Consider the following 23,127-nt stretch of genomic DNA (forward strand, 5'->3'; position numbering starts at 1 on the left):
GAGGACCTGGTCACCGGTGCAATACGCTCCATCGATGCCCTGATCGAGCGGGACAATCTCAATTCCAGGCAGGTCCACCGCCTCAGAAAGCTCGCCTTCCTGGCTCCAGATATCATGGACCAAATCATCACTGGCAACGTCCCTGAAACCCTCACCCTTGAGCGCCTGAAAAAAGACTTTCCCACCGACTGGGAAGCCCAGCGCTCACACTTTGGACTGAGTCAACTTCCCCACTAGTGACTGGCGAAATCGCCGTTAGAGAAAACCGGCTATTTCGAGCGAAGTAAGCCGTCTCCCAGTCACTGTTAGCCCACCTCCAGAAACGCGAAAGCCCGCTAAATTAGCGGGCTTTGCGGGGGTTCTGCGGTCAGTCTCTGTTTACAGTCTCTGATCCGCAGACTGCTTGGCGGTGGAGGCAGTCTCAGCAGGGATAGTCTCCAGGAAATTCCCTGATAACGGGAAATCTACTGGGAATTTTTCAACTTCCAGACGCTATGCCACCGCCCTCCCCTATGTAACCACCTGTATTTATTGCGATTACTGCGCACATCGCGAGTCAGGAGCAATATCTAGCAGGGAATTATCAGGGAATACACATAAACACAGTTTCGGAAAATTCGATTCACACATTAAATTACGAATGCGCCAGGGACAGGCTAGAGACACAATCCCGTATAGACATCTCTATTCGGAAGCATTGGGCGTCGCAGTCTCAAGCTTATCAACAACACGGACAATGGCCTCGGCGATAACTTCGGGGACTTCTTCCTGCAAGAAATGACCCGCTTCAGTTTCAGTTACCGGGGCGTTCGGAAAACTCCGCTTCATTAAAGCTACCGATGCTCCCAGTATCGGGTCGTTGTTACCCCAAACGATCTCGGCAGGAATATCGAGCGTATCAACATAGGCTTCGATGACTTGCATAGCCGGCGTGCTAGGGTGATCTGGTCCGTCCGCTACCATCCTCATGAGCGCAACTGGCGCCTTGGCATTACCACTTTCGAGGACGGGCCTGGCATAGAGAGATTTGACTGATTCATTCATTGAATCTGGATCACCCTGCGCCCCATGCAGTTGATCGAAAACAGTGGTAAATACCTCCATTATCAGCTCGCCAATGACGGGCGATTTAACGGCAGCATGTGCAGTCGATAGATCAGCTTTTTTGGTCGGCGCTTTTAATGCCGTGTTCAGCAATACGGCACCTTTCAACAGGTCCGGTGACATGGCCAGTGCTCCCATACCGACAGGGCCACCCCAATCCTGACCGACATACACAAGCTCCGTGAGGTCGAGCTGCTCAATAACGCTGTTCATCCAACGGACGTGGTTCTCGAGTTTGTGTTCACTCACCGGGATTTTGCTGGAGAAACCCAGGCCAACCATCGTTGGCATGATGACCCGTATCCGTTCAGTCGGTAATTTGGCCGCGACCTTTCGATAGAGGAGACCGGAAGTCGGGTTACCGTGCTGCAGGTAAACTGGATAGCCAGTGCCGACCTCCAACACATGAATCTTGATGCCGGATTCCACTTCAACGAGATAGCTTTTGTAGTCCTCGGTAAGAACCTCAGTGACATATTCGGGTAGTGGATAAGCTTCAAATTCGCCGGCATCGAGCGTTACCGTGCCAGCACCCTCTGGTGTGATTAGTTCACCGTCCCGGGTGATCCAGATGGCCAACAGAACAGCTAATGCCAGAATTGAGGCAGCGATTAGTAATAGTGTTTTTAGCATGAAGAATCCTCGATAAATTAGTTTGACCAATAAATGAATTCATCATTGGCTTGAACGGCTTGACTACCATCACGGTCAAGATTAATGGGAACGCTAATCATTGCCGGCCACGCGGATGACGGCTGCTCCTTATTGTGTTGAGACAGAGCTGTTTGCAACTCGCGTAACTTTTCTGGATGAGATTGCGCAAGGTTGTTTTGTTCGGTTGGGTCATTCGCCAGGTCATAGAGCCAAGCGTTCCCTGGCGGGTCGGAGATATTCAACTTCCAGCCGTCAATAAGCGCACTTTGTGAAGCTCCCGAACGCCAGAAGAGCCCACGGTGTTGGATGCTCCCTGTGTTGCCATGAACTATGGGCAGAAGGTCAACACCATCGATCTTGCGATCTGTCGGAAGGCTGGCTCCGGCGGCGTTGGCGATGGTCGTGTAAATATCAAAGTGATGGACCGCTTCGTTAACCGTAGTGCCTGGTTCGATTTGGTCTGGCCATCGCAAAAAGTAGGGTACGTGGATACCACCCTCAAAAAAGCTCGATTTCCAGCCGCGATAGGGCTGATTCAGGTCTGGTAATCCCAGGTATCCGGCGCCACCATTGTCTGATGTAAAGATGACTATCGTGTTATCTTCGAGACCATTGTCTTTGAGTGCTTTCAGTACCTCTCCTACACCCCTGTCTAGTCCACGAATCAAACCTGCGTAGACGCGCTCCCGGTGGAGCTCGATATCTGGCAAAGCATCATAGTCTTCCCGCGAGCTTTGAAGCGGTGAGTGTGGCGCCCAATGAGCGAGATAGAGGAAAAACGGGCGATCCTTGTTGTTTTCTATCACCCTGACAGCTTCCTTGGTGAAATACTCGGTTAGATGGCCGTTCGGTTGAAAGGGCGGCCCGTCATTAAAACGAACTGCGTAACGCATAACTTTCCAGAAGAACTGATCGATAAAATCAAAATTTTGTTTTGCGTTAACAACGTGTGGGGAATCTTCGGGCAGGTATAGACCGCTTGCCATGAGTAGGCTTTCCTCAAAGCCCTGGCTGTTGGCATCCATGCCATTGTTTTCGCCAACGTGCCACTTGCCGATGTGTGCGGTGTGGTAATTTTTCTGCTTGAGCAGCTCCGCAATTGTAATCTCGGTGGACGGCATGCCCATGTCTTCATAAGCTAGGGCTCTGTCAGCAGAGTGGGAGATGGTTTGAAGGTGACGAGTAGGATCACGGGGTGCGAGCCTACCGATGGCCATCATGCCCGAAGGAGTCGGTGTGAATTCGAATCCAAATCGGGTGCTGTAGCGGCCCGAAAGCATTGAGGCTCTGGATGGTGCGCAAGTGGCATTTGCCGCGTAACCGTTGGTGAATGTTACACCGCCCGCTGCGATGGAGTCGATATTGGGCGTCGGCACCTTGCCATCTGCGACACCACCTCCGTTGAAGGTGATGTCATTCCAACCGAGATCGTCGGCGAGAATCAGGACGACGTTAGGCGGGCGTTGTTCTTTAGGGCGAGGGTCTTTTCCTGAAGCCCAGGCGATTTTTCGGTTTTCCTCCGGCTGCATTTTCGTGTCAAAGTAAAGACTGATGAGTTGCAGGACAATCGGTATCCGATATGCGTAAACCGCACTAGCGAGCAGGACTGTCACAATAACAATCGAAATACATTTTTGTATCCAGCCGGGCATTACTTAGACCTGAAACGAGCGCTAAAGGAAATTGCATGTTGTGCCGTCAAAACCGACTGCCTGAAAAGAGCGGCCGTCACCTCTGGCGAGCAAGCATTCGACGCAAAACCTGCGAGATCGGCCGTTCCCTCTCGAATCATGCCGCTGCAGATTTTTAGGCTCTCGATCGCCGGGCTACGGTGTATCATCAACCGAGCTCCAACCCATCAAATTTCCCCTCCTCGCGCCATGCCTTGAGCAGCGCGAAAAAGGCAATTGGGCCATCGCCATACGGCATGCCCTGACGTATCCTGTCGTTGGGCTTGCCCTCGTTGTTGTAATAACTCGGTGTACAATCTTCGCCACCCAGTGCCCCGCCATTCATTCCCTTGTCGATAATAGTCTGTACCCATTGGCTCTCCGCGGACTCGGTAGCCTCAATCCTTTCAATATCGTGATCCTGCGCATGACGAATAACATGGGCGATATGGGCTGCCAGTTCATCCAGCATGTGCGGATAGTTCACCGTAAACCCCCCCTGTGTCTGACTCATGATGAAACAATTTGGGAAGCCATGAACAAACATACCGTGCAGTGTGCGAGCACCATCTTCCCATTTTTCGGACAGACTCTGGCCACCCTCCCCATAGATTTCATAACCGGTGCGACTGGCATAGCTGGTCCCCACCTCATACCCCGTGCTATAGATTATGCAGTCCACCTCGTATTCCACGCCATCAACCACCAGGCCTGATTCGGTGATACGCTCAACGCCCTGACCGTCCGTGTCCACCAACGTCACGTTGTCGCGGTTGAATGTCTGTAAGTACTCATCGTGAAAGCAAGGCCGCTTGCAGAACATGCGGTAGTAGGGTTTGAGGGACTCCGCCGTGACGGGATCGCCTATCAGTTCATCAACGCGGGCGCGAATCTCGTTCATCTTCTCAAAATTGACCGCCTCCATGATTTCGCTGATAGCCTTGCCATCCAGGTCCTGGCGACGACTCTCCCTGAATACGCGAATCATTTTGCCGATGAGATCCGTCCAGCCATCGTTGACCAGATCCTCCGCCTGAGGGACACCACATATCAACGCATTGAAGTTTTCCATACGCTGGCGCTGCCAGCCAGGCTTCAGTGACTCAGTCCATTCCATGTCAGTCTGCGCATTGTTGCGGACATCAACACCGGATGGAGTGCGTTGGAACACGTACAAGTGCCCGGCTGCCTCACCGAGGTGCGGAACGCATTGCAATGCGGTGGCACCAGTGCCTATCAGTGCAATGCGCTTGCCCGCCAGCCTGTCGAGGCCGCCATCGGCATCACCGCCTGTGTAATCATAGTCCCAGCGGCTGGTGTGAAAACTGTGCCCGGAAAAATCTTCAATACCCGGAATGCCAGGAAGCTTCGGTTTGCTCAATGGCCCATTAGCCATGGCAATAAAACGAGCACGTAGGGTATCGCCACGATCGGTGCTGACTATCCAACGGTTAATCGTCGCATCCCAGCGGGTCTCGGTTACCTGGGTCTGGAAAAGCGCGTCTTCGTAGAGGTTGTAGTGCCTGCCAATGGCCTGGGCATGAGCAAGGATCTCTGCCCCCCGAGCGTACTTCTGTGTCGGAATATAGTTGAGCTCCTCCAGTAGGGGCATATAGATATAAGATTCCACGTCACACTGAGCCCCAGGGTAGCGATTCCAGTACCAGGTGCCGCCGAAATCGCCGCCTTTCTCAACTATGCAGATATCCTCGACTCCAGCCTCACGCAAGCGGGCGCCTGCCTGTAAACCGCCGAAGCCACCGCCGATCAGAACCACATTGACATCTCTCTCTAACGGCTCCCGGCTAAATCCGGGCTCTGAATACGGATCGTCAATAAAATGAGCATACTCACCAGAAATTTCGATGTACTGCTCGTTAGCATCGTCACGCAGTCTCTTTTCCCGTTCCAAGCGATACTTTTCGCGCATCGCCTTGGCATCAAATTCCATCACATCGTCGTTCACTATTCGTTTCCTCACTTATCTGAAAAAAAAATTGCGCCATCAACGCTATCTGGCTGTCCGGTGAATTGACGCCTTTTTCATCCGGCTAGCCACATAGAATGGGGACAGCAAAAGCATCAGCAACACCAGAATCAGGAAAGGTTCACGCACACCTGCGTACAACGTATTCAATACCAGCTGTTTACGGTGGTCGTAGCTTTGCGGGACCGGCAGTACCTTGTTGGTCTGGGCATAACGCTCATAGGCCGAGAGCATCCGCTGGAATCGCTGCGGCAATTCGCGTGCCAGGTCGTGACTCTCGCCGGGGTCTTTCAAGATGTTAAACAGCTGCCAACGATCGTCCCCCAGCGGGCTGCGATTGTAGACAATTTTGTAGTCGCCCTGAAAAAGTGCAGCGTGACCTGCCAGTTCATAGCCCACGGTATCCGCCGGGGCGTAAATTTGCTCGGCTTCATTCAGCAATACAGGGGCAAGACTGCGACCAATCATCGGTTCTACCGGCCTGCCACCGTATCTATCACCTGGCGGAGTTACACCGGCAAATGACAGAATGGTCGGCGTGATGTCCGTGACGAATGAGAATGCACGGATGAGCACTCCTTGCCGCGGCAGCGCTTCACCCGCCACGATCAGGGGCACGCGCATGCCCCCCTCTCCTGCATAGAACTTGTAGTAGGCCAGTGGGCTGGCCGCAGCACTGGTGAAGCTCGGACTGATGCTGTTGTAGCTGCCTTTAAGGCCCAGCGTGTCGTAATCGGTGTTGTAGCCAAGCGAAGACGTCAATCGCCGTGCGGCAAACCCATCCGGGTCTGCAGGACCACCGGCCTCGGGGCCGTTGTCGGAGGTGAAGATAAACAGCGTATTGTCATACTCACCACTAGCCTTGAGGTAGTCGATCAACCGGCCGATGTGGAAGTCCATCGCCTCCACCATGCCGGCGTAGACCGCCATGCGCTTGGCCTCATACCGCCGCCGTTCATCATCCAGCACCTGCCAGTCTGCCGTGGTCGCCATACGCACCGTACCGGCTCCTCCCGGCACAATGCCCAGTTCTACTGCACGAGACAGCCGTTGTTCCCGCAGCACGTCCCAACCGCTGTCGTACACTCCCATGTAGGGATCGATGAACTCCTGGGGCGCCTGCACGGGAATATGAACCGCCTGGAACGGCAGGTAGGCGAAGAACGGCTGCTCATCATCGAGATTGCTGCCGATGAACTCGATGGTCTTGTCCACCAGGAAACGCGAGGAATAGAAGTCTTCCGGTAGTTCGTACTCCTCACCATCTGCATACCAGTTGGCCTTGTCATACAGAGGGATGTAAGGACGCTGCTCCCAGTTATCAGCACCGGAATCAGCCAGTGCCACGGTGCGTTCAAATCCACGCTGGCTGGGTAGTTTGCCCGGCCCGGCACCCAGGTGCCACTTACCCGCCATGTAGGTGTGATAGCCGGCATCCCCCAGCAGGGTCGCGACTGTTACCACGTTGTTGCCCAGTACGCCCTGGTAGTGGGCATGGCGCCGTTGCTCCGGCGCGAGCATTTCAGGAATATTCGGCACACCGGCGAGATGAGCGTCTACACCGGTCAGCAACATCGCCCGCGCGGGCGCACAATTGGCTGCCGTGTGGTAATTGGTGAAACTCACCCCCGATTGCGCCAGTGCCGACAGGGTCGGTGTACTGATTTCGCTACCATAGGAGGCGATGTCGGTATACCCGAGATCATCGGCGAGGATTAAGACAATATTGGGACGCTTTGACGGCGCTGCCTCTTCGACCGCGATGGGCTCCACATCTACTGGAGACATCCCCGCCGCCACAGCCTCACCAGCTAACAGAGTGCCGGCCAGCAAAAGGCCGCTCATTGAGCACATTTTCAAGGGTTCAGGCACGGCTAGTTCAGGCACGGCCAGTCAGGCCTGTTCGGGCAGGCGGCGGGACGCCACCAGCAGAATAACCGCCACGGTCACCTCAGGGGCGATCAGGTCTACCGCCAAAGCTGCATCATGCAATAGCCAGGCAAGGATACGACCCAACGCGGTAAGCGATAGAAGAATAATCGGCGGGTAGTACCAACTGCGGCGTTCGCTCACCAGCGCAGTGAGCATGCAGATACCGAGCAACAGAAAAAACGCGGACAGGTCACCCACCTGTGAGCTGAGACCCACGCCCTGCTCCAGGGTTAGTCCGAACTGCGGCGCTACTCCTGCGGGGGCCACCAGCCAACGTAGCCCAGTAACGAGAAAGAGTATGGCGGGCAGCACTACCAGTACCTTGAGCAACCTGTTCATAACGATTACTCCCGTTCCGCGAGTATCTGCATCATTCGGTGTGATGTTTCCAGCCCGGAGTTCTGGTTCTGGCCAGTCACAAATCGCTGCTCCTGATCGACCACCACATGAGTGGCGAGGAAATCGCGAAAAGCGGTCTGTTTCTCATACAGCGCACCCGCCTTACGCAGTTCCGTTTCAGGGTGCAGTGGCGTAATCTCGATACCCAGTTCCTTTACCTGCTTATCTGACACCCCGGTCATGCGGCGCCCGGCAATGAGCAGGCTACCCTCCCGGTCCCTGGCATTCACCAGCCCCAGCACACCGTGGCACACGCCGCCAATAATCGCGGCCTTGTCACCGTAATAGGACTCAGTGACTTTCTCAGCCAGTACGGGAGTCTGCGCCAAGTCATAGGCGGCGCCCCATCCTCCCGCGATGTACACGATGTCGTACTGGCTGATATCGACATCATTCATGGGGATGGAATTCTTCACCTTGGCCTGGGCGACGGCATCATTGAGGTAGCGCTCATCTTCCGGCGACTTGATCATGAAACTCAAAGACTGGGGGTCGATGGGAATTTCCCCGCCCTTTATACTCGCCACATCTACCTCCATGCCGCCGTCGCTGAAGGGGTAGTAGGCATGGGTCAGTTCGGAGAGAGCGACACCCGTCGCAGGCCCCTCCGTTTCCCCCGGGGCGGCCAGTACGCCATGGCTGGTAGCGATAACGAGCGCACGCTTACCGGGAAGTTCGACGGTTGCGCCATGGTATTCGGGGTGCAGACCGGCGCTATGCAAAATGGTTGGTAGTGACAACATGAAAATGCCAACAACGACAAAGAGCACAACAAAACCTTTGAGCAAATTCTTCATGAAAAATATTCTCCGAAGTGGTGTGAGGTTCGCCACAACCTCATGATTCGTGCGGCACAGGTGTAATGTAAAAATCCACCGCTGGGTTACTCATCGAGCATCAGCGCTAGTTTGTAGAGAGTTCGGCCCTGCGGCGAATTTCCGCCGCCACAAGCCATAATCTGTCCTGCCCCCAGACCTCGAGATCGGGTTCCCCATCGGGGCCGGTGAGCCGGTAGGAAGGAACCCCCCACAGGCCCATCTCCTCTACCATCTCGTCCTGGTTTCGCTCGACAATTTCCTTCCATTCATCGCTTCCCAGTCGTTTTTGGGCCTCGTTCCAATCCAGGCCGGCCTCTTGCACAGCCCGTTTCATATTTGAAGTTCGGTGTAGCCCCCTGCCCTGGGCCCACGCGTGCCGCAAAAGCGTGCTCAGGAGTTGGCGATCCTTGCCCTGTAAAGCGGCCCACGGCAGGAGCGAGTAGGCAAGTCTGGTAGGTGTACCTATGGGGGAGACATGATTTCCAAATGGGACACCGAAAAAATCTGCCTCGCGCTTGGTATCGAAAAAGATATATTTCGCCTTTGCCCGGGTAGCAGGAACACCGCGCATGATCATCGGCAGGACCGGCTTGTGATGGAATTTGATGTTACAGGCATCGACAAGCGCAATCGTCCTGTCGTAGATGATCGAGGTGTAGGGGCTGTTGAGAGAGGGGTAGAAATGCAGTTCGAGGCCACTGGCATCGACACCTGTGACGTCGATGTCCGGGCGCGACACAATATAGGGCTCTTGAGGCACCTCGCAGGCGCCGAGTTCCCGCAGGCGTTGCTCCAGGTGGAACAGCCTGTCGACGCCCCAGTACCACTCACCGCCATAATAGAATGTAGCTCCCGAATAGTGTCCCAACTCCGCCAACCGGGCCGAGCCCTTGTCCAGTGCCTCAATGGCGTCAGCATTCGATGACTCGCTGTGCGCCGCTTCTTCATCGAACCACAGGTCGGTACTGATTCTCTCGATCTCCGAGAGAAAACCATCGCTGTCCAAACCCGCCAGTGCTAGTGTGGCCGAATGCTGGACCTCCGGCTTGGGAACCACACCAGCAACCTCGGGGAACCGCAAGCCATAATGGGGCGCGATGCAAGCAGCATCCCGGCGCGCCCAGGATGCAAGCTTTTCCTTTTCCGGCTGGTTCCTGCCACCCCTGGCGCGAATCAGGTGTGGAATGATTTCTACATCGTAACGTTCTGCAAAACGAGCAACGACCTGCGCCGTCAAATGGGAGTAAGGGTCATCAAGCTGGTGAAAATACTCAACCACATGTGGCCGCTTCTGGGCCAGTCGCTTGTTCTCGAACTTCGCCTTGTTTTTCTGAATCTGTTTTGTGCTCGCGATTCGACTCAGATACCTCGCCATCAGCAACCGCCTGAACGGGGAAGGGTCAACTATGCCCGGCGGATTGGGGTTATTTTCTGGCTCAAGCATGTATTTTTTCCTTGTGATCCCCAGGCTGGTTGAACACGTGCCTGCTTCGTCTTGCCAGGATCAGGCCGCCGTGGACGCATCGACCGCTCCCTCGGCGACGATAGAGACCAAGCGATCGCTGATGATCCTCTCGGCATCCCCAACGATGTTCTGCACTAATTCCTGGCAGGTGGGAATGTCGTTGATCAGGCCGCCGGACATGCCTACGGTGACCATACCGGCGTCTATATCACCGCTGGTCCAGGCTTTGTATTGGTTGCCGCCGGAAACAAGCTCGTGAACCTCACTGAAATCACCACCCGTCGATTCAATCTCAGCGACCTTGTCGGCCACTGAGTTGCGGTAGACGCGAGCGGTGTTCTTGAAACTGCGGAAAATCAGGCGGGTCTGGGTTTCGTCCATATCCACCACCGCTCGCTTGATGTCCGCATGCACGAGTGACTCTTGCGTCACCAAAAAGCGTGTGCCCATATTGATGCCATCGCAACCCAGTGCCAGAGCGGCGGCAAGCCCGCGGCCGTCGGCGATGCCACCAGAAGCTACCACGGGAATCTTGAGGGCCTGGGTTGCCGCCGGAAACAGGACCAGTCCACCCACGTCCTGCTCACCCGGATGGCCCGCGCACTCAAAGCCGTCAATGCTCACTACATCAACGCCTATGCGCTCTGCTTTAAGGGCATGACGTACGGCCACGCACTTATGAATGACCTTGATACCCGCGGCCTTGAAGCGGTCCATAAACGGCTCCGGGCTGCGCCCGGCGGTTTCAACAATCTTGACACCACTGTTGACAATCACATCGACATAATCGTCATAGTTAATCTCGCTGGCCACCACACCCACTGTCAGGTTTACTGCAAACGGTTTGTCCGTCAGCGAACGGCAACGGGCGATTTCGGCCTCCAGCTCCTCGGGTGTTGGCAGGGTAAGTGCGGTCATTACGCCCAGTGCACCAGCATTGGACACCGCCGCTGCCAGATCCGCCGTACCCACACGCATCATGCCGCCGCAAATGATGGGGGACGCGATACCCAACAATTCAGTCAATCTAGTCTTCATTCTCTGTATCCCCTGGTTACGTTTAAGAACTTACGGATTCCCCTGCTCTTTCTTCGCCGAATCCATCCAATATAGACACCGTCAATATTTGTGGTATTCTAGGCCGCTATATTGACACTGTCAATGGCGGACCGAGAGGAATGCGAATCTGTGAGGAAACCCCTGCTCTTCAGGCGGGACACTTTCCAGCAGGAAATAAATTAGCCACCCCCGTGTGTATATCGACTAAATAGAGGACCCATCCCATGAGCGCAAAAATCCCACGCAGCAATGAAAACGACTACAGCCCTGAAATCATCGCCGAGCGCCAGGCCTTCCTCGAGGAAAAGTCAGGCACTCAGCTGAGCCATACGAAGCACTTCTCCTACGATCCGGAGAGTATGGAGGGCAACTGTGAGCACCTGTTTGGCGTGGCACAGCTGCCAATAGGCGTGGCGGGGCCATTGGTAGTCAATGGCGAGCATGCCCAGGGCGAGTTTTACGTTCCCATGGCCACGATTGAGGGCACCCTGATCGCCAGCTACAACCGCGGTATGCGCGTTATTCGAGAGAGTGGCGGTGTCACAACCACTGTGGTGAGCGAAGCCATGCAACGGGCACCTGTGTTCATGTTCAAGAATGCCCGAGACGGTCGCGACTTTTGCCAGTGGTTGAAGGACAACTTTGACGAGATCAAGGCCCAGGCCGAGTCCACAACCTCGGTAGGCAAGCTACTCGAGATCGAGCAGTACCCGGTTCACAATATGGTCTACACACGCTTCGACTACAGCACGGGCGATGCGGCGGGCCAGAACATGACCGGCGGTGCCACCTTTGTGGCCTGCGAGTGGATTCGCGCCAACTATCCCAAGCTGCGCACCTATGGACTGTCCGGCGGCATGGACAGCGAGAAGAAGACCTCCTTTGTAAACTCACTGAAGGGTCGTGGTCGCAAGGTCACCGCAGAAATCACTCTTCCGAAGGAAGTGCTGGCCAGTGTATTGCGCACAACGCCCGAGCTGCTGCGCAACTCCCATAGCATCGCCTCTCTGGCGGCGTTCCTCACCGGCGCGTCAAACAATGCGGCCCATCCAGCCAACGGCCTGGCAGCACTGTACATGGCGACAGGGCAGGATATGGCAAACATTGGTGAGGCCAACCAGTGCAGCGTCTACAGCTACGTCACCACCAAAGGTGACCTTTACTACTCGATCACCCTGCCCGCGCTCATCATGGCCACCTACGGCGGTGGGACGGGGTTGTCTACCCAGCGCGAATGCCTGGAACTGATGGGATGTTACGGCAAGGACAAAGCCTACAAGCTGATCGAAATTGCTGCAGGCCTTGTCGTGGCCGGTGAACTCTCTCTGGTATCCGCAGCACGCACCGATAAAGCCAGTAGCACCAATGAGTGGGTTGACGCCCACGAAAAACTCGGCCGTAACCGATAAATCAAAGTGGAGCAATGCGACAGTGAACACGCAATCCGGCGAACGACTCTTTGACCTGACTCGCGATGATGACCAGCGGATGAACCAGGACACCATGCAGCGCTTCGCGGCCAACGAGATACGCGTGGTCGCCAAGGACGCTGACGAAGCTGGCGTCACACCCAAAGGCTTTTACAACAAGACCGCGGAACTGGGGCTCACCCTGCTGCCAATACCGGAAGCACTGGGGGGCGCAGGTATGGCACGCTCCCCCGTTTCCAATGCGCTTAATGCCGAGGATCTAGCTTGGGGCGACATGGCCCTGTCCCTGGGCGCCCTCACACCTCAGGCCTTTGTGAACACTCTGCTGGACCAGGGCTCGGACGCCCAACGGGAAAGATTCCTGCCGCGGTTCTGTGAGGGCACCTTTGTCTCGGCCACCACTGCCCTGATGGAGCCCCGCGCCACCTTCGATCCCATGGAACCGCAGTGCACAGCCAATGCCATCGATGGCAGCTACAGACTGAACGGCAACAAATGCATGGTGCCGCTGGGTGAAAGCGCTGAGCTGACGATGGTGATTGCACAGTTGGACGAAGAAGGCCCCGCCGCCTTTATTGTCGAGGGCACTCCGGAGGGTATGACTGTTAAGCGCGAGGAGCACATGGGCCTGCGCACACTGGAGCTTGCCACACTCACTTTCGATAACGTGCAACTGCCAGCTGAAGCTCTTCTGGGTGGTCGCAGCTTCGATCTACAGCGCTTTGTGAACCTGTCGCGCATCGGCCTTTGCGCCCTAGCAGTGGGGTGCTGCCAGGGTGTACTGGATTACGTGACGGAATACGTGAACGAGCGCGTTGCCTTTGGCGAGCCCATTAGCAACCGCCAGGCGGTGGCGTTTATGGTGGCGGATATGGCCACCGAATTGGAAGCCATGCGACTGATGACCTGGCGCGCAGCGTCCCGGGCCGAACAGGGCCTGGATTTCCACGAGCAGGCCTACCTGGCAAAAGTCGCCTGCTCTGAACATGCCATGAAGATCGGAACAGACGGCGTGCAACTGCTGGGAGGCCACGGCTTCTGTCGCGAGCATCCGGTGGAATCCTGGTACCGCAACCTGCGGGCGATTGCAATTATGGATGGCGTAGCGAGCGTCTAAGGAGAACAACGATGATTCAGCTGGAAATTTCAGACAAGCACCAGGAAACCTACAACAACGCCCGAATGTTGGCAGAACACATGATGCGCCCCTACTCGCGCAAATACGACAAGGCGGAGCACGAATACCCCAAGGAGATGGAGGAAGTGGCCAAACTGATGGCCGGCTCCCGCGATACCTCCTCAGAGGGCAAAAAACCTGAAAGCGAATCGGCGGCTGTGAAAAACAGCGGCAACATGGGCGCGGTGATCGGCATGCAGGCGCTGGCCTGGGGTGATCTCGGCCTGTTCATGGCTATCCCGGGCAGCGGCCTGGGCAACGCTGCCATCAACTCGGTGGGCACGCCGGAGCAGCGCAACAAATACGCCAACACTTACGCAGCCATGTGTATCACCGAACCCGGTACCGGTTCGGATTCCGCCAATATCAGCACCACCGCCGTACGCGAGGGCGGCCAGTGGGTAATTAACGGGGAGAAAATCTTCGTTTCTGATGGAGAGCGTTGCGACACTCTTGTGGTGTGGGCCACCCTCGACAAATCCCTGGGCAAGGCCGCGATCAAGTCATTCATCGTGGAAAAGGGAACGCCAGGCTGCGAGGTCACCCGCCTGGAGCACAAGATGGGCATCCGCGCTTCCGATACCGCCTCCATCAGTTTTAATGACTGCCGCGTCTCACTGAATAACATCCTCGGCAGCCCTGAGATCGCCACCGATGAAGAAGGCCGCAAGAAAGCCTTTGGGGGCGTTATGCAAACTTTCGACAACACCCGCCCACTCGTGGCTGCAATGGCAGTGGGTATCGCCCGGGCCGCGCTTGATATGGCCCGTGAAATGCTTGCGGAGGAAGACATTCAACTGGATTTCGGCAAGAAGCCCAGCAATACATCGGCTATCGAGGCAGAGCTATACAGGATGGAATCGGAGTGGGAGGGCGCGCGACTTCTGACCCTGAAGGCAGCCTGGATGGCGGATAATGGCCAAGCCAACTCCAAGGAAGCCTCGATGTGCAAGGCCAAGGCCGGAAGGATGGGTAACTACGTAACCCTGCGCTGCGTAGAGCTGTGCCAGAGCCTGGGTTACAGCGAGGCCCACCTGCTGGAAAAGTTTGCCCGGGATTCAAAGATTGTCGATATCTTCGAGGGTACGCAGCAGATCCAACAGCTGATTGTCGCGCGTCAGGTGCTGGGCAAATCCTCGAGCGAGCTGAAATAACCCGTGTTGTTAATCGAATGGACTGACCGCCGGCAACCATTCCAAAAGGGAGAATAATAATGCTTCAAAAAAAAAACTTGTGCTTCCACGGTAGGCGTCGCATTGCCGCGATACTAGTACCACTCGCGATACTGCTGGCGTCTTGCTCTGGGGAGACAGTGGAGCAGTCCGGCGACAGCTTCAGTACAGCAGCGGATGTACACAATGACCCCGGGGTCATCGCCGAAACTGCCGAAATCGATATCGTTATCGCCGAGATGAACGAGAGTGGCTTGTGGTCAAACAAACTGTTCGAAACGGAGACGGAACTGCTTATCCGTGGCGCGGCACAGGCAAGCGACAGCGCTACACAGGAGATCTCTGGCACTAAAGCGGTCGAGCGACGGGCCTACTTCGGAGACTTGCACGTACACACCACCTATTCCTTCGATGGCCATTCTATGGGGACGCTGGCGACCCCGTACGACGCCTACCGATTTGCCATGGGCGAGGCGATTGACCACCCCGGTGGCTTCACGATGCAACTAAACCGGCCTCTGGATTTTTATGCCGTAACCGATCACGCCGAGTTCCTTGGTGTCTTCCCTGCAGCCTCAGATACTAGCACGGCGTTCGCGAAGAATGCCTTTTCCCAGCCCTATCATGACTTCAACGCACCGGATAAAAATGGCACGGACATAGTCTCCAGCCTGCGCAGGGGGGCGAGGTTCGGAACCTTCTTCCCCAATGCGAGTGAGATGATTACTGCCGGTGAGTTGGACAGGGTCGAAACCCTTGGGGTGGTCCATAGCGCCTGGATGGACACTGTCGATGCGGCTGACCAGTTCAATACACCAGGGGAATTCACCACCTTTGCGGGCTTCGAATACACCTCAGTCTCCCCGGATTACGGTAATCTGCATCGCAACGTCATCTTCAAAGGCAGTGAACGGCTACCACGGGAACCCTTTTCCCGCTTTCACTCGCAGAACCCGGAGAACCTGTGGCAGTGGATGGACGAACTCAGGGCAAAGGGTGTTGAAAGCCTTGCCATACCGCATAACTCCAATGGCTCTAACGGCCAGATGTTCAAGCTGGTGGACTGGGCCGGTAACCCGCTGGACGATGATTACGCGCGTCAGCGAATACGCAATGAACCCATTGTTGAGATTACCCAGATCAAGGGCACCTCAGAAACTCACCCACTGTTGTCGACGCGGGATGAGTGGGCGGGCTTCGAGATCATGCCCTTTCGGGTGGCAACCAATGCGTTAAGTAAAAATAAGGGTTCCTACGTACGTGAAGCCCTACGCAACGGGCTGGCGCTTGAGCGCAGGGGCATTACCAACCCCTACGAGTTTGGTTTTATAGGCTCGAGTGACACCCATTCCGCCGCGAGCCAGCCCGACGAGTCCACCTACGTCTCCAAGCTGGGTTTGCTGTCAGCGACTGCAGCGCAACGCGGTTCAGTACCACTAGAAGGATTGGAAGGAGAGTTTGCCTACTACCTGACGAAAGTTGGGATGGCCCTCAATCCCTCGAGAGCAGGCTCTTCCGGCATGTTCAAGCGGATCAACGGGAAGATCTACGACAGGGGAGCCAACGCGCTTTATGGCGCTTCCGGCCTGGCTGCGGTCTGGGCCGAGGAGAATACGCGAGAGTCGATCTACCGCGCTTTTCGCCGCAAGGAGGTCTTTGCCACGTCGGGCCCGCGCATAGCTTTGCGCTTTTTCGCCGGTTATGGCTTCGACAAGACAATGCTCGATAGTGCGGATGGCGTCCAGCGTGCCTATGCAGCAGGTGTCAGCATGGGTGGGAATCTCGAAGGCGCCGGCGGTGACGGAGAAGCGCCCGGCTTCATCGTGATGGCATCCGCCGATCCGGAAAGTGCACCCTTGCAGCGCCTGCAGGTCATCAAGGGATGGATCGATGGCGACGGTAATACGCACGAGGATGTGATTGACGTGGCCTGCGCCAGCGGCGCCACTGTCAACCCTGACACAAAACGTTGTCCGGATAACGGGGCCAGGGTCGACCTTACCGACTGTTCGATTAACCCTGACACAGGGGCCGGGCAGCTGTCCGTCCTGTGGCGTGATCCGGATTTCCAGCCCGAGCAGCGCGCGTTCTACTATGCCCGCGCCATTGAGAACCCAAGCTGCCGCTGGTCGACCTGGGACGCCTTGCGCGCCGGGGTCGAACCCCGGCCCGATCTTGCCAGGACCCTGCAGGAGCGGGCCTGGTCCTCACCCATCCATTACCGCGGGTACTGACGAGTTAACTCGGCCCGCCACATATCCGGAGAATTCCCATGCCCTACAACACCCTGCGCTACGAGGTCGAGGACCACATTCTGACCTTGACCCTGGACCGTCCCGAACACTTGAACGCCTTTACCGTTGAAATGGCGCAGGAACTGATTGATGCGTTCGATCGCGCCAGCAACGACGACAAGGTGCGCGTGGTGGTGGTGACCGGAGAGGGCAAGGCCTTCTGCGCAGGCATGGATCTGAGCGTTGGCGGCAACGTCTTCGGCCTGGATGAGAGCCAGCTGCCGGACATGGCTGATATGGAAGCATGCTGCGCGGGTGACGGTAAGATCGACAGCGTACGCGACACCGGCGGCCTGGTGGCGCTCGCCATCTACGAGTGCAACAAGCCGGTCATTGCTGCGATCAACGGCGCCGCCGTCGGCATCGGCGCCACCATGACCTGCGCCATGGATATCCGCCTGGCCTCCGAAAAGGCGCGCATCGGCTTCGTGTTCAACAAGATCGGCATCACCCCGGAGGCGTGCTCAAGCTGGTTCCTGCCGCGCATCGTCGGCATTTCCCAGGCCCTGGAATGGGTGTACACGGCAGAAATTCTCAGTGCCACCGATGCATTGGCCGGCGGCTACGTGAAAGCCATCGTGTCCCCCGAGCAACTGCTGGACGAGGCTTACACGCTGGCGCGGCGCATCGCCAAACACAGCCCCGTGGCCATCGCAATGTCGCGCCAGATGATGTACCGCAATGCCGCACAGCCTCACCCCATCGAGGCGCACAAGGTCGACTCGCTGGCAATCTTTTACGCCAGCCAGAAAAGCGGCAAGGAAGGCGTGGCCGCGTTCCTGGAGAAGCGGGAGGCGGTATTCGAAGACCGCACATCCACCGATATGCCGGCGTTCTATCCCTGGTGGAAGTGAACTAGCGCGGGGGCGATCGGTCTGTTCGCCGGACGACGAGTTCATCTACTGATCTAACTAGTGGTCCGGCTTTCGATCATCGAATCTTGTCATAAATTTGGCAAAGTCAATGGGACGCGATAGATTAGGGCGCTGAGTATTCGAGAATTACGCATGGCGAAGCAATCAAGTTCTGAAGCAAAGAAATATCATCACGGCGCGCTGAAGCAGGCACTGTTGGACGAGACCGCCCGCATACTGGCAGAAGAAGGTGAATCTGCACTCTCTCTGCGTCGACTGGCGTCTAACCTGGGTGTCTCTAGAACCGCTCCTTACAACCATTTCGATAATAAGGACGCACTGTTGTCGGCGGTGGCAGAAGAAGGCTTCAGACGCTTCGAGAAGACCATGGATGCCACTCGTCGCAAGCACCGAAACAGCACTGGCAATGAAATGATGCGTGCGCTGGTACAGACTTACGTCAAGTTTGCACTCAACAACCGGCAGTACTATGACCTGATGTACGGCAGCAAGTCCTGGCACGAGGGCGCAAAAACTGAGTCACTTGCGATTACCTCGAGAAGAGTACTGCGGCAAGACACTGAGCGCCTGCAGAGAGCCCAGGAGAAGGGCCTGATCTGTGCAGATGTAGATGTCGTTTACTTCGAGCGCTTTATGTGGGGCGCCCTGCACGGAATCAGCCGATTATGCCTGGATGGCGTCTACGCAGACCATGTATCAATCAAAAAACTCTGCACTAGTACGGGAGACATGCTGTGGCAGTTAATGGACCCGGCGAAGTAAATCCTGCCCGGGTCTTTCCAGGCTAGTAACCTGCGCTGCCATCGGCAATGCACTTATAGAAACCGACGTCCAATCGCTCGTAGGACTCGCCTTGAGGCCTGCGAACATAAATTTCATCATCCCCAACGTTATCCAGGTGATAAGCTTGCTCGCGTAGTTCACCCTTGAGTAATTTAAACGTCCCGGTGGTAGCCATTGATCGCTGAATGCGCAGGAATACCGGCCTGGCATATACGGGCAACTCGCCATCCACGATACGCACAAACGTCTCCATATCAAATGGGACACTCTCCTCGAGGGCAAATGCTACCATGCCCGCACGGCCTTCCACGCCCGGAACCTCAACGCCATAGACATTTGCCATATTGATTTGCGGATGCCGGTTCAACACCTCACCTACCTCGTTAGTCGAGACATTTTCCGCGCGCCAGCGGAAGGTATCGCCCGTTCGGTCCACGAACTGGTAGTGCTTCAGGCCCAACGCGAAGCCAACATCGATCTCACGTATTAGATCGCCGGTATTAAACCACTGGTCTCCCTGCTCGATAACGTTCCGGACAATCTTCTTTTCGGTGGCAGCCGAATCAGTGTAGCCGTCAAACCGCGTTCTACTGCTGATTTTCCCCAGCAACAGGCCAGGCTCTCCGACGGGCGCTTCGATACAGACACCCGACTCATCCCGCAGTATCTCCGCCTCATCGTGGTTATACTTTACGAGCGCTATCTTGGAACTGGGAAAGCCAATCGTGCTGTCCTTGTTCAATAGATTCATAAAGCTGACATTGCCCTCGCTGGAGCCGTATATCTCGCAGATTCGGGAAACACCAAAACGATCCTTAAACTCTTTCCAGACATCCGGACGGAGACCATTGCCCAGAATTTTTTTCAGCGGATTACCTTTCTCTTCCGGGCACCTTGGCTGCATTAGCAGGTAGCGACACAACTCGCCGACGTAGATAAAGCAATTCGCCTGGTATTCCTGTACTTCCGACCAGAAACTAGATGCGGAAAACTTCCGGCGGAGAACGATGGAGCCACCCGCGCTAATGAATCCGCAGACGCCCGGACCCATTCCGGTAATATGGTAAATGGGCAGGCACAGGTAAAGCCTGTCTTCGGGCTTGAGCCTGAACCCCGTACCCCCAATAGCTTGCCCCGCGGCGAGGATCTTTCGATGCAGGATGACCGCAGCCTTGGGCAATCCCGTCGTCCCGGAAGTAAAGATATAAAGCGCCGTCTCTCCAGCAGTGATAGTGCTCGTGACCGTCAGGTTTTCCCCTGACATCGACGCCATTTCTACCCGTGCATCAATAGCCCAATGAGGCGGCTCTTTCGAATCGGCGTCAGAAAACCACAGCAGCGGCTCGGTATCTGTCCAGCTGAGTTCGTCGCGTATCGAGTCGAAAGCTGCCGATCTCTCTTCTCCGACGATACAGCCCTTGGCATTCGTAGCTGAAAGACAATGCAAGAGAGCCCCCCCTGTGAGGCTGTTATTGATGAGGCTGGCGCTGGCCCCCAGCTTGACCAGCGCCAACATGGCAAGGATGTACTCCGCGCGGTTCTCCATGAAGATCGCCACGGTATCCCCGCGAGAGATCCCCTTGCCGGCGAGTACCCGGGCGAGCCGGTTAACCTCAGCATTGAATTGGGCATAGGTCCACTGTCGACCCTCGAATATCAGCATGATGTTGTCAGGATAGCGTGAGACAGTGCCTTCGAAGACCGAGCCCAGCGACGTCTGTTCATCTTCCTCGGGCATCTGGTACTTCCTTGCGGGTAAGATGTGGGCGAGCTCTGTGAGCACCCGGAAATACTCCCGGATTCGCGCCAGACCTATCATTGCGCCGGACTCTGGAAAACCGACAGTATGTGCTTTCACCTCATTCCCCCTGCTTAATAGCGTTTTTTCAGCGTGTACCCATGTGAAGGAGCAACAATTTATGCGCATATATTGACGTTGTCAATATTAGGATGTAATGTTGAGCCCAATAGCAATAACGACAAGCTGGGGTTATCTGCATCAGCCAGTACGTATGCGCCCTTAACCTGCAAACCAAGGTAACTACGATGACTGCACAAACACTTTGCGCAGAAAAGCACACTCTACACAGCACAATTCTGGCTGTAACGATCGGCATTCTTCCTGCTCATGCTGTTGCCCAACATGCCGTTTTGGAGGAGGTTATCGTTACGGCGACCAAGCGTGCCGAGAGCCTGCAGGATATTGCCATGACGGTGAACGCTTTCGATGAGCAGACTATCCGGGAAGCGAATATCACAAATGCCGACGATCTGGCCATCCTCGCTCCCACCCTGACCATTACCACGAATACCCAGCCCAACACCGCAGCGTTCCGGATTCGCGGCATCGGCACTTCCCAGACGGACATTGCCCTGGAACCCTCGGTGGGCATATTCGTAGACGATGTCTACCTGAATCGCTCCGGGCTGGGCATGTCCGACCTTACCGACATCGAACGCATCGAGATATTGAATGGACCACAGGGCACCCTGTACGGCAAGAACACTAACGCTGGAGCCATCAGCATTATCACCAAGGCCCCCAACCTCGAGGAATACGAGGGCTACGTGGAGGCCACACTGGGCGATTATGACCTGCAGAAATACGTAGCGGGGGTCAGCGGACCGATTACCGAATCGCTGGCGTTCCGCCTGTCCGGCTCCGTCCACCAAAGGGATGGCTACCTGGAGAACAACGGGATCGGGGATGACATGAACAACGCCGACGACTGGAATGTCATCGGCAAACTGCTGTGGGAGGCCACCGATAATCTGAGCATCAGTCTCAAAGGCACCTATGTGGATCGCAACCCGCGCTGCTGCGCCCCCGATGCCACCGCCGGCGATTCCGTGAATGAACAGCTGGTAGCCGAAGGTTTTGAACCGGACAAAAACAACCCCTTCGATTACGAGACCGCGGTGAGCGTCGAGCAGAACTACGAAAGCGAGTTCTACAGCTTTTCAATGGTTGTCGACTACGCTCTTGAATGGGGCTCCTTCAAGTCGATTTCAAACTATACCGATAACGAGACCAGCAATAGCTACGATCCCGACCGCTCCCAACTGGACGTCATGTCGTATATTGGGGGCTATAGCGAGAGCGACACCCTGTCCCAGGAGTTTCGAGTCTCCTTTGATGCAAGTGATCGTTTTCAACACATGCTCGGTTTTTTCTACTTCGAATCCACCATCCAGGGCGGTAACGGCAACCCCTTTGTATTCCTTGGGGAGGACTTCCTGACCCAGGCCAACCAACAGCAGGACTTCATCGACACGTTACCAGCACCTCCGAACTTTATTGCCCGGCCAGGCGACAACCTGCGCGCTGATACATCGATCGACACCACCAACGTGGCAGTCTTCGGCCAGAGCACCTGGTATATTACTGACGCCTGGCAGGTCACCGGCGGCCTGCGCTGGACCGACGAGGAAAAGGACGCCGACCTGTTCACCGAGATCGACTCCACGGCGCCGTCAGCGGCGCTTACCGGCCTGTCCTTCCTCACCACGGTCTCCACCCCTATCGACGACTCCTTCACTCGAAGCACTGACAACGTCAACTGGCTGGTCAACACCCGCTATGACATCCTGGACGACACCATGCTTTACGCCAGCGTGGCGACGGGTTCCAAGTCCGGTGGCTTTAACACAGTCAACGGCACCCCCGAAGAACGGGAGTTTGATGACGAGGACACCATTAGCTATGAGGCCGGGGTCAAATCCACCCTCCTGGAATCTCGCCTGCGCGTGAACGCTGCACTGTTCTACACCGAGATCGACGATTACCAGTTCCAGCAGCAGTTGGAAGCGGGCATCGGCAGCCGGGTATCGAACCAGGCCGAAGTGGAAACCCAGGGACTTGATCTGGAGATCCAGGCGCTGCCCCTGCAGAACCTGACACTGGGTGCCAGTCTGCTTTACATGGACAAGTATGAAATCACCGCCGGCCCCCAGAAGGGGGACAACCTGCCCTTCACTGCCGAGTACAGCTACACCCTGTCCGCCACACTGGTCTTTCCGCTGTACGATGGCGGCATCTACCTGCGGACGGACTACAGCTATATGGATGACCATGCCATCAGTGCTGGTGCGGACCTTCGCGATGACCAGTTTGATGACCGGGAAGACTTGAGCGCCAAACTAGGCTGGCGGAACGACAACTGGAATGTATCGGTCTGGGGCAGGAATCTGACCGATGATACATACGTATCCTTCGCCGCGGCGACATTCCCCGTCACATCCACGAACGCCTTCTGGCTGGCACCGCCGAGAACTTGGGGTGCCACCGTGCGCTACGATTTCTGATTT

17 protein-coding genes are annotated in these 23,127 nt (G+C 56.0%); 8 read left to right on the forward strand and 9 right to left on the reverse strand.

All coding sequences use genetic code 11. The annotated features are described in order from the left end of the window. The first annotated feature begins 114 nt into the window (after positions 1-114). Entirely contained in the window at positions 115-237 is a 123-nt protein-coding gene (locus EYC82_RS07285) for a hypothetical protein (RefSeq protein ID WP_279248880.1), read from the forward strand. Positions 238-684: 447 nt separating this feature from the next. Here EYC82_RS07285 and EYC82_RS07290 read toward each other — a convergent pair whose 3' ends face one another. The 8 genes from EYC82_RS07290 to EYC82_RS07325 form a co-directional block, all read right to left on the reverse strand. Continuing rightward, the gene (locus EYC82_RS07290; RefSeq protein ID WP_279248881.1) at positions 685-1,737 is read right to left on the reverse strand and encodes an alpha/beta fold hydrolase; all 1,053 of its coding nucleotides are present in this window, start codon (positions 1,735-1,737) and stop codon (positions 685-687) included. A 17-nt stretch (positions 1,738-1,754) separates the two neighbouring features. Then, complete coding sequence (locus tag EYC82_RS07295; protein WP_279248882.1) at positions 1,755-3,410, reverse strand: sulfatase-like hydrolase/transferase; 1,656 nt, start codon at positions 3,408-3,410, stop codon at positions 1,755-1,757. A gap of 187 nt (positions 3,411-3,597) precedes the next feature. Beyond that, positions 3,598-5,394, reverse strand: a complete 1,797-nt coding sequence (locus tag EYC82_RS07300; RefSeq protein ID WP_279248883.1) for a flavin-containing monooxygenase — start codon at positions 5,392-5,394, stop codon at positions 3,598-3,600. A 45-nt stretch (positions 5,395-5,439) separates the two neighbouring features. Next, positions 5,440-7,260, reverse strand: coding sequence for a sulfatase family protein (locus EYC82_RS07305; protein ID WP_279248884.1), 1,821 nt, complete (start codon positions 7,258-7,260; stop codon positions 5,440-5,442). Positions 7,261-7,308: 48 nt separating this feature from the next. Next, positions 7,309-7,686: a hypothetical protein gene (locus EYC82_RS07310; RefSeq protein ID WP_279248885.1), complete on the reverse strand. Its 378-nt coding sequence runs from the start codon at positions 7,684-7,686 to the stop codon at positions 7,309-7,311. A gap of 5 nt (positions 7,687-7,691) precedes the next feature. Continuing rightward, the gene (locus EYC82_RS07315; RefSeq protein WP_279248886.1) at positions 7,692-8,543 is read right to left on the reverse strand and encodes a type 1 glutamine amidotransferase domain-containing protein; all 852 of its coding nucleotides are present in this window, start codon (positions 8,541-8,543) and stop codon (positions 7,692-7,694) included. 106 nt (positions 8,544-8,649) lie between these two features. Then, on the reverse strand, positions 8,650-10,008 hold the full coding sequence (locus EYC82_RS07320; RefSeq protein ID WP_279248887.1) for a DsbA family protein: 1,359 nt from the start codon (positions 10,006-10,008) through the stop codon (positions 8,650-8,652). Between the two features lie 60 nt (positions 10,009-10,068). Then, positions 10,069-11,067, reverse strand: coding sequence for an NAD(P)H-dependent flavin oxidoreductase (locus tag EYC82_RS07325; RefSeq protein WP_279248888.1), 999 nt, complete (start codon positions 11,065-11,067; stop codon positions 10,069-10,071). Positions 11,068-11,312: 245 nt separating this feature from the next. On the opposite strand from EYC82_RS07325, the gene EYC82_RS07330 reads away from it, so the two are divergent. The 6 genes from EYC82_RS07330 (at position 11,313) to EYC82_RS07355 (ending at position 18,798) form a co-directional block, all read left to right on the forward strand. After that, entirely contained in the window at positions 11,313-12,497 is a 1,185-nt protein-coding gene (locus tag EYC82_RS07330) for a hydroxymethylglutaryl-CoA reductase (RefSeq protein ID WP_279248889.1), read from the forward strand. A gap of 22 nt (positions 12,498-12,519) precedes the next feature. Then, positions 12,520-13,635, forward strand: a complete 1,116-nt coding sequence (locus tag EYC82_RS07335; protein WP_279248890.1) for an acyl-CoA dehydrogenase family protein — start codon at positions 12,520-12,522, stop codon at positions 13,633-13,635. Positions 13,636-13,646: 11 nt separating this feature from the next. Further along, positions 13,647-14,849, forward strand: a complete 1,203-nt coding sequence (locus EYC82_RS07340; protein ID WP_279248891.1) for an acyl-CoA dehydrogenase family protein — start codon at positions 13,647-13,649, stop codon at positions 14,847-14,849. Positions 14,850-14,908: 59 nt separating this feature from the next. Then, complete coding sequence (locus EYC82_RS07345) at positions 14,909-17,101, forward strand: DUF3604 domain-containing protein (protein ID WP_279248892.1); 2,193 nt, start codon at positions 14,909-14,911, stop codon at positions 17,099-17,101. A 38-nt stretch (positions 17,102-17,139) separates the two neighbouring features. Next, positions 17,140-18,015, forward strand: coding sequence for a crotonase/enoyl-CoA hydratase family protein (locus EYC82_RS07350; RefSeq protein WP_279248893.1), 876 nt, complete (start codon positions 17,140-17,142; stop codon positions 18,013-18,015). Between the two features lie 153 nt (positions 18,016-18,168). After that, on the forward strand, positions 18,169-18,798 hold the full coding sequence (locus tag EYC82_RS07355) for a TetR/AcrR family transcriptional regulator (RefSeq protein ID WP_279248894.1): 630 nt from the start codon (positions 18,169-18,171) through the stop codon (positions 18,796-18,798). A 22-nt stretch (positions 18,799-18,820) separates the two neighbouring features. Here the strand turns inward: EYC82_RS07355 and EYC82_RS07360 are convergent, their stop codons facing one another. Continuing rightward, complete coding sequence (locus EYC82_RS07360; protein WP_279248895.1) at positions 18,821-20,677, reverse strand: long-chain-acyl-CoA synthetase; 1,857 nt, start codon at positions 20,675-20,677, stop codon at positions 18,821-18,823. Between the two features lie 188 nt (positions 20,678-20,865). Between EYC82_RS07360 and EYC82_RS07365 the strand changes: the two genes are divergently transcribed. Continuing rightward, positions 20,866-23,124 (forward strand): TonB-dependent receptor, encoded by a 2,259-nt coding sequence (locus tag EYC82_RS07365; RefSeq protein WP_279248896.1) that lies wholly within the window; start codon positions 20,866-20,868, stop codon positions 23,122-23,124. The last annotated feature ends 3 nt before the right edge of the window (positions 23,125-23,127 follow it).

The sequence above is a fragment of the Candidatus Marimicrobium litorale genome (assembly GCF_026262645.1).
In the GTDB taxonomy this organism is placed as follows: domain Bacteria; phylum Pseudomonadota; class Gammaproteobacteria; order Pseudomonadales; family Halieaceae; genus Marimicrobium; species Marimicrobium litorale.

What these genes read in the sequence shown, in the direction of transcription:
- EYC82_RS07285 (WP_279248880.1), top strand. Translation starts at nt 115, where the DNA reads ATGGACCAAATCATCACTGGCAACGTCCCTGAAACCCTCACCCTTGAG.
- EYC82_RS07290 (WP_279248881.1), bottom strand. Translation starts at nt 1,737, where the DNA reads ATGCTAAAAACACTATTACTAATCGCTGCCTCAATTCTGGCATTAGCT.
- EYC82_RS07295 (WP_279248882.1), bottom strand. Translation starts at nt 3,410, where the DNA reads ATGCCCGGCTGGATACAAAAATGTATTTCGATTGTTATTGTGACAGTC.
- EYC82_RS07305 (WP_279248884.1), bottom strand. Translation starts at nt 7,260, where the DNA reads ATGAGCGGCCTTTTGCTGGCCGGCACTCTGTTAGCTGGTGAGGCTGTG.
- EYC82_RS07310 (WP_279248885.1), bottom strand. Translation starts at nt 7,686, where the DNA reads ATGAACAGGTTGCTCAAGGTACTGGTAGTGCTGCCCGCCATACTCTTT.
- EYC82_RS07315 (WP_279248886.1), bottom strand. Translation starts at nt 8,543, where the DNA reads ATGAAGAATTTGCTCAAAGGTTTTGTTGTGCTCTTTGTCGTTGTTGGC.
- EYC82_RS07320 (WP_279248887.1), bottom strand. Translation starts at nt 10,008, where the DNA reads ATGCTTGAGCCAGAAAATAACCCCAATCCGCCGGGCATAGTTGACCCT.
- EYC82_RS07325 (WP_279248888.1), bottom strand. Translation starts at nt 11,067, where the DNA reads ATGAAGACTAGATTGACTGAATTGTTGGGTATCGCGTCCCCCATCATT.
- EYC82_RS07330 (WP_279248889.1), top strand. Translation starts at nt 11,313, where the DNA reads ATGAGCGCAAAAATCCCACGCAGCAATGAAAACGACTACAGCCCTGAA.
- EYC82_RS07340 (WP_279248891.1), top strand. Translation starts at nt 13,647, where the DNA reads ATGATTCAGCTGGAAATTTCAGACAAGCACCAGGAAACCTACAACAAC.
- EYC82_RS07345 (WP_279248892.1), top strand. Translation starts at nt 14,909, where the DNA reads ATGCTTCAAAAAAAAAACTTGTGCTTCCACGGTAGGCGTCGCATTGCC.
- EYC82_RS07350 (WP_279248893.1), top strand. Translation starts at nt 17,140, where the DNA reads ATGCCCTACAACACCCTGCGCTACGAGGTCGAGGACCACATTCTGACC.
- EYC82_RS07355 (WP_279248894.1), top strand. Translation starts at nt 18,169, where the DNA reads ATGGCGAAGCAATCAAGTTCTGAAGCAAAGAAATATCATCACGGCGCG.
- EYC82_RS07365 (WP_279248896.1), top strand. Translation starts at nt 20,866, where the DNA reads ATGACTGCACAAACACTTTGCGCAGAAAAGCACACTCTACACAGCACA.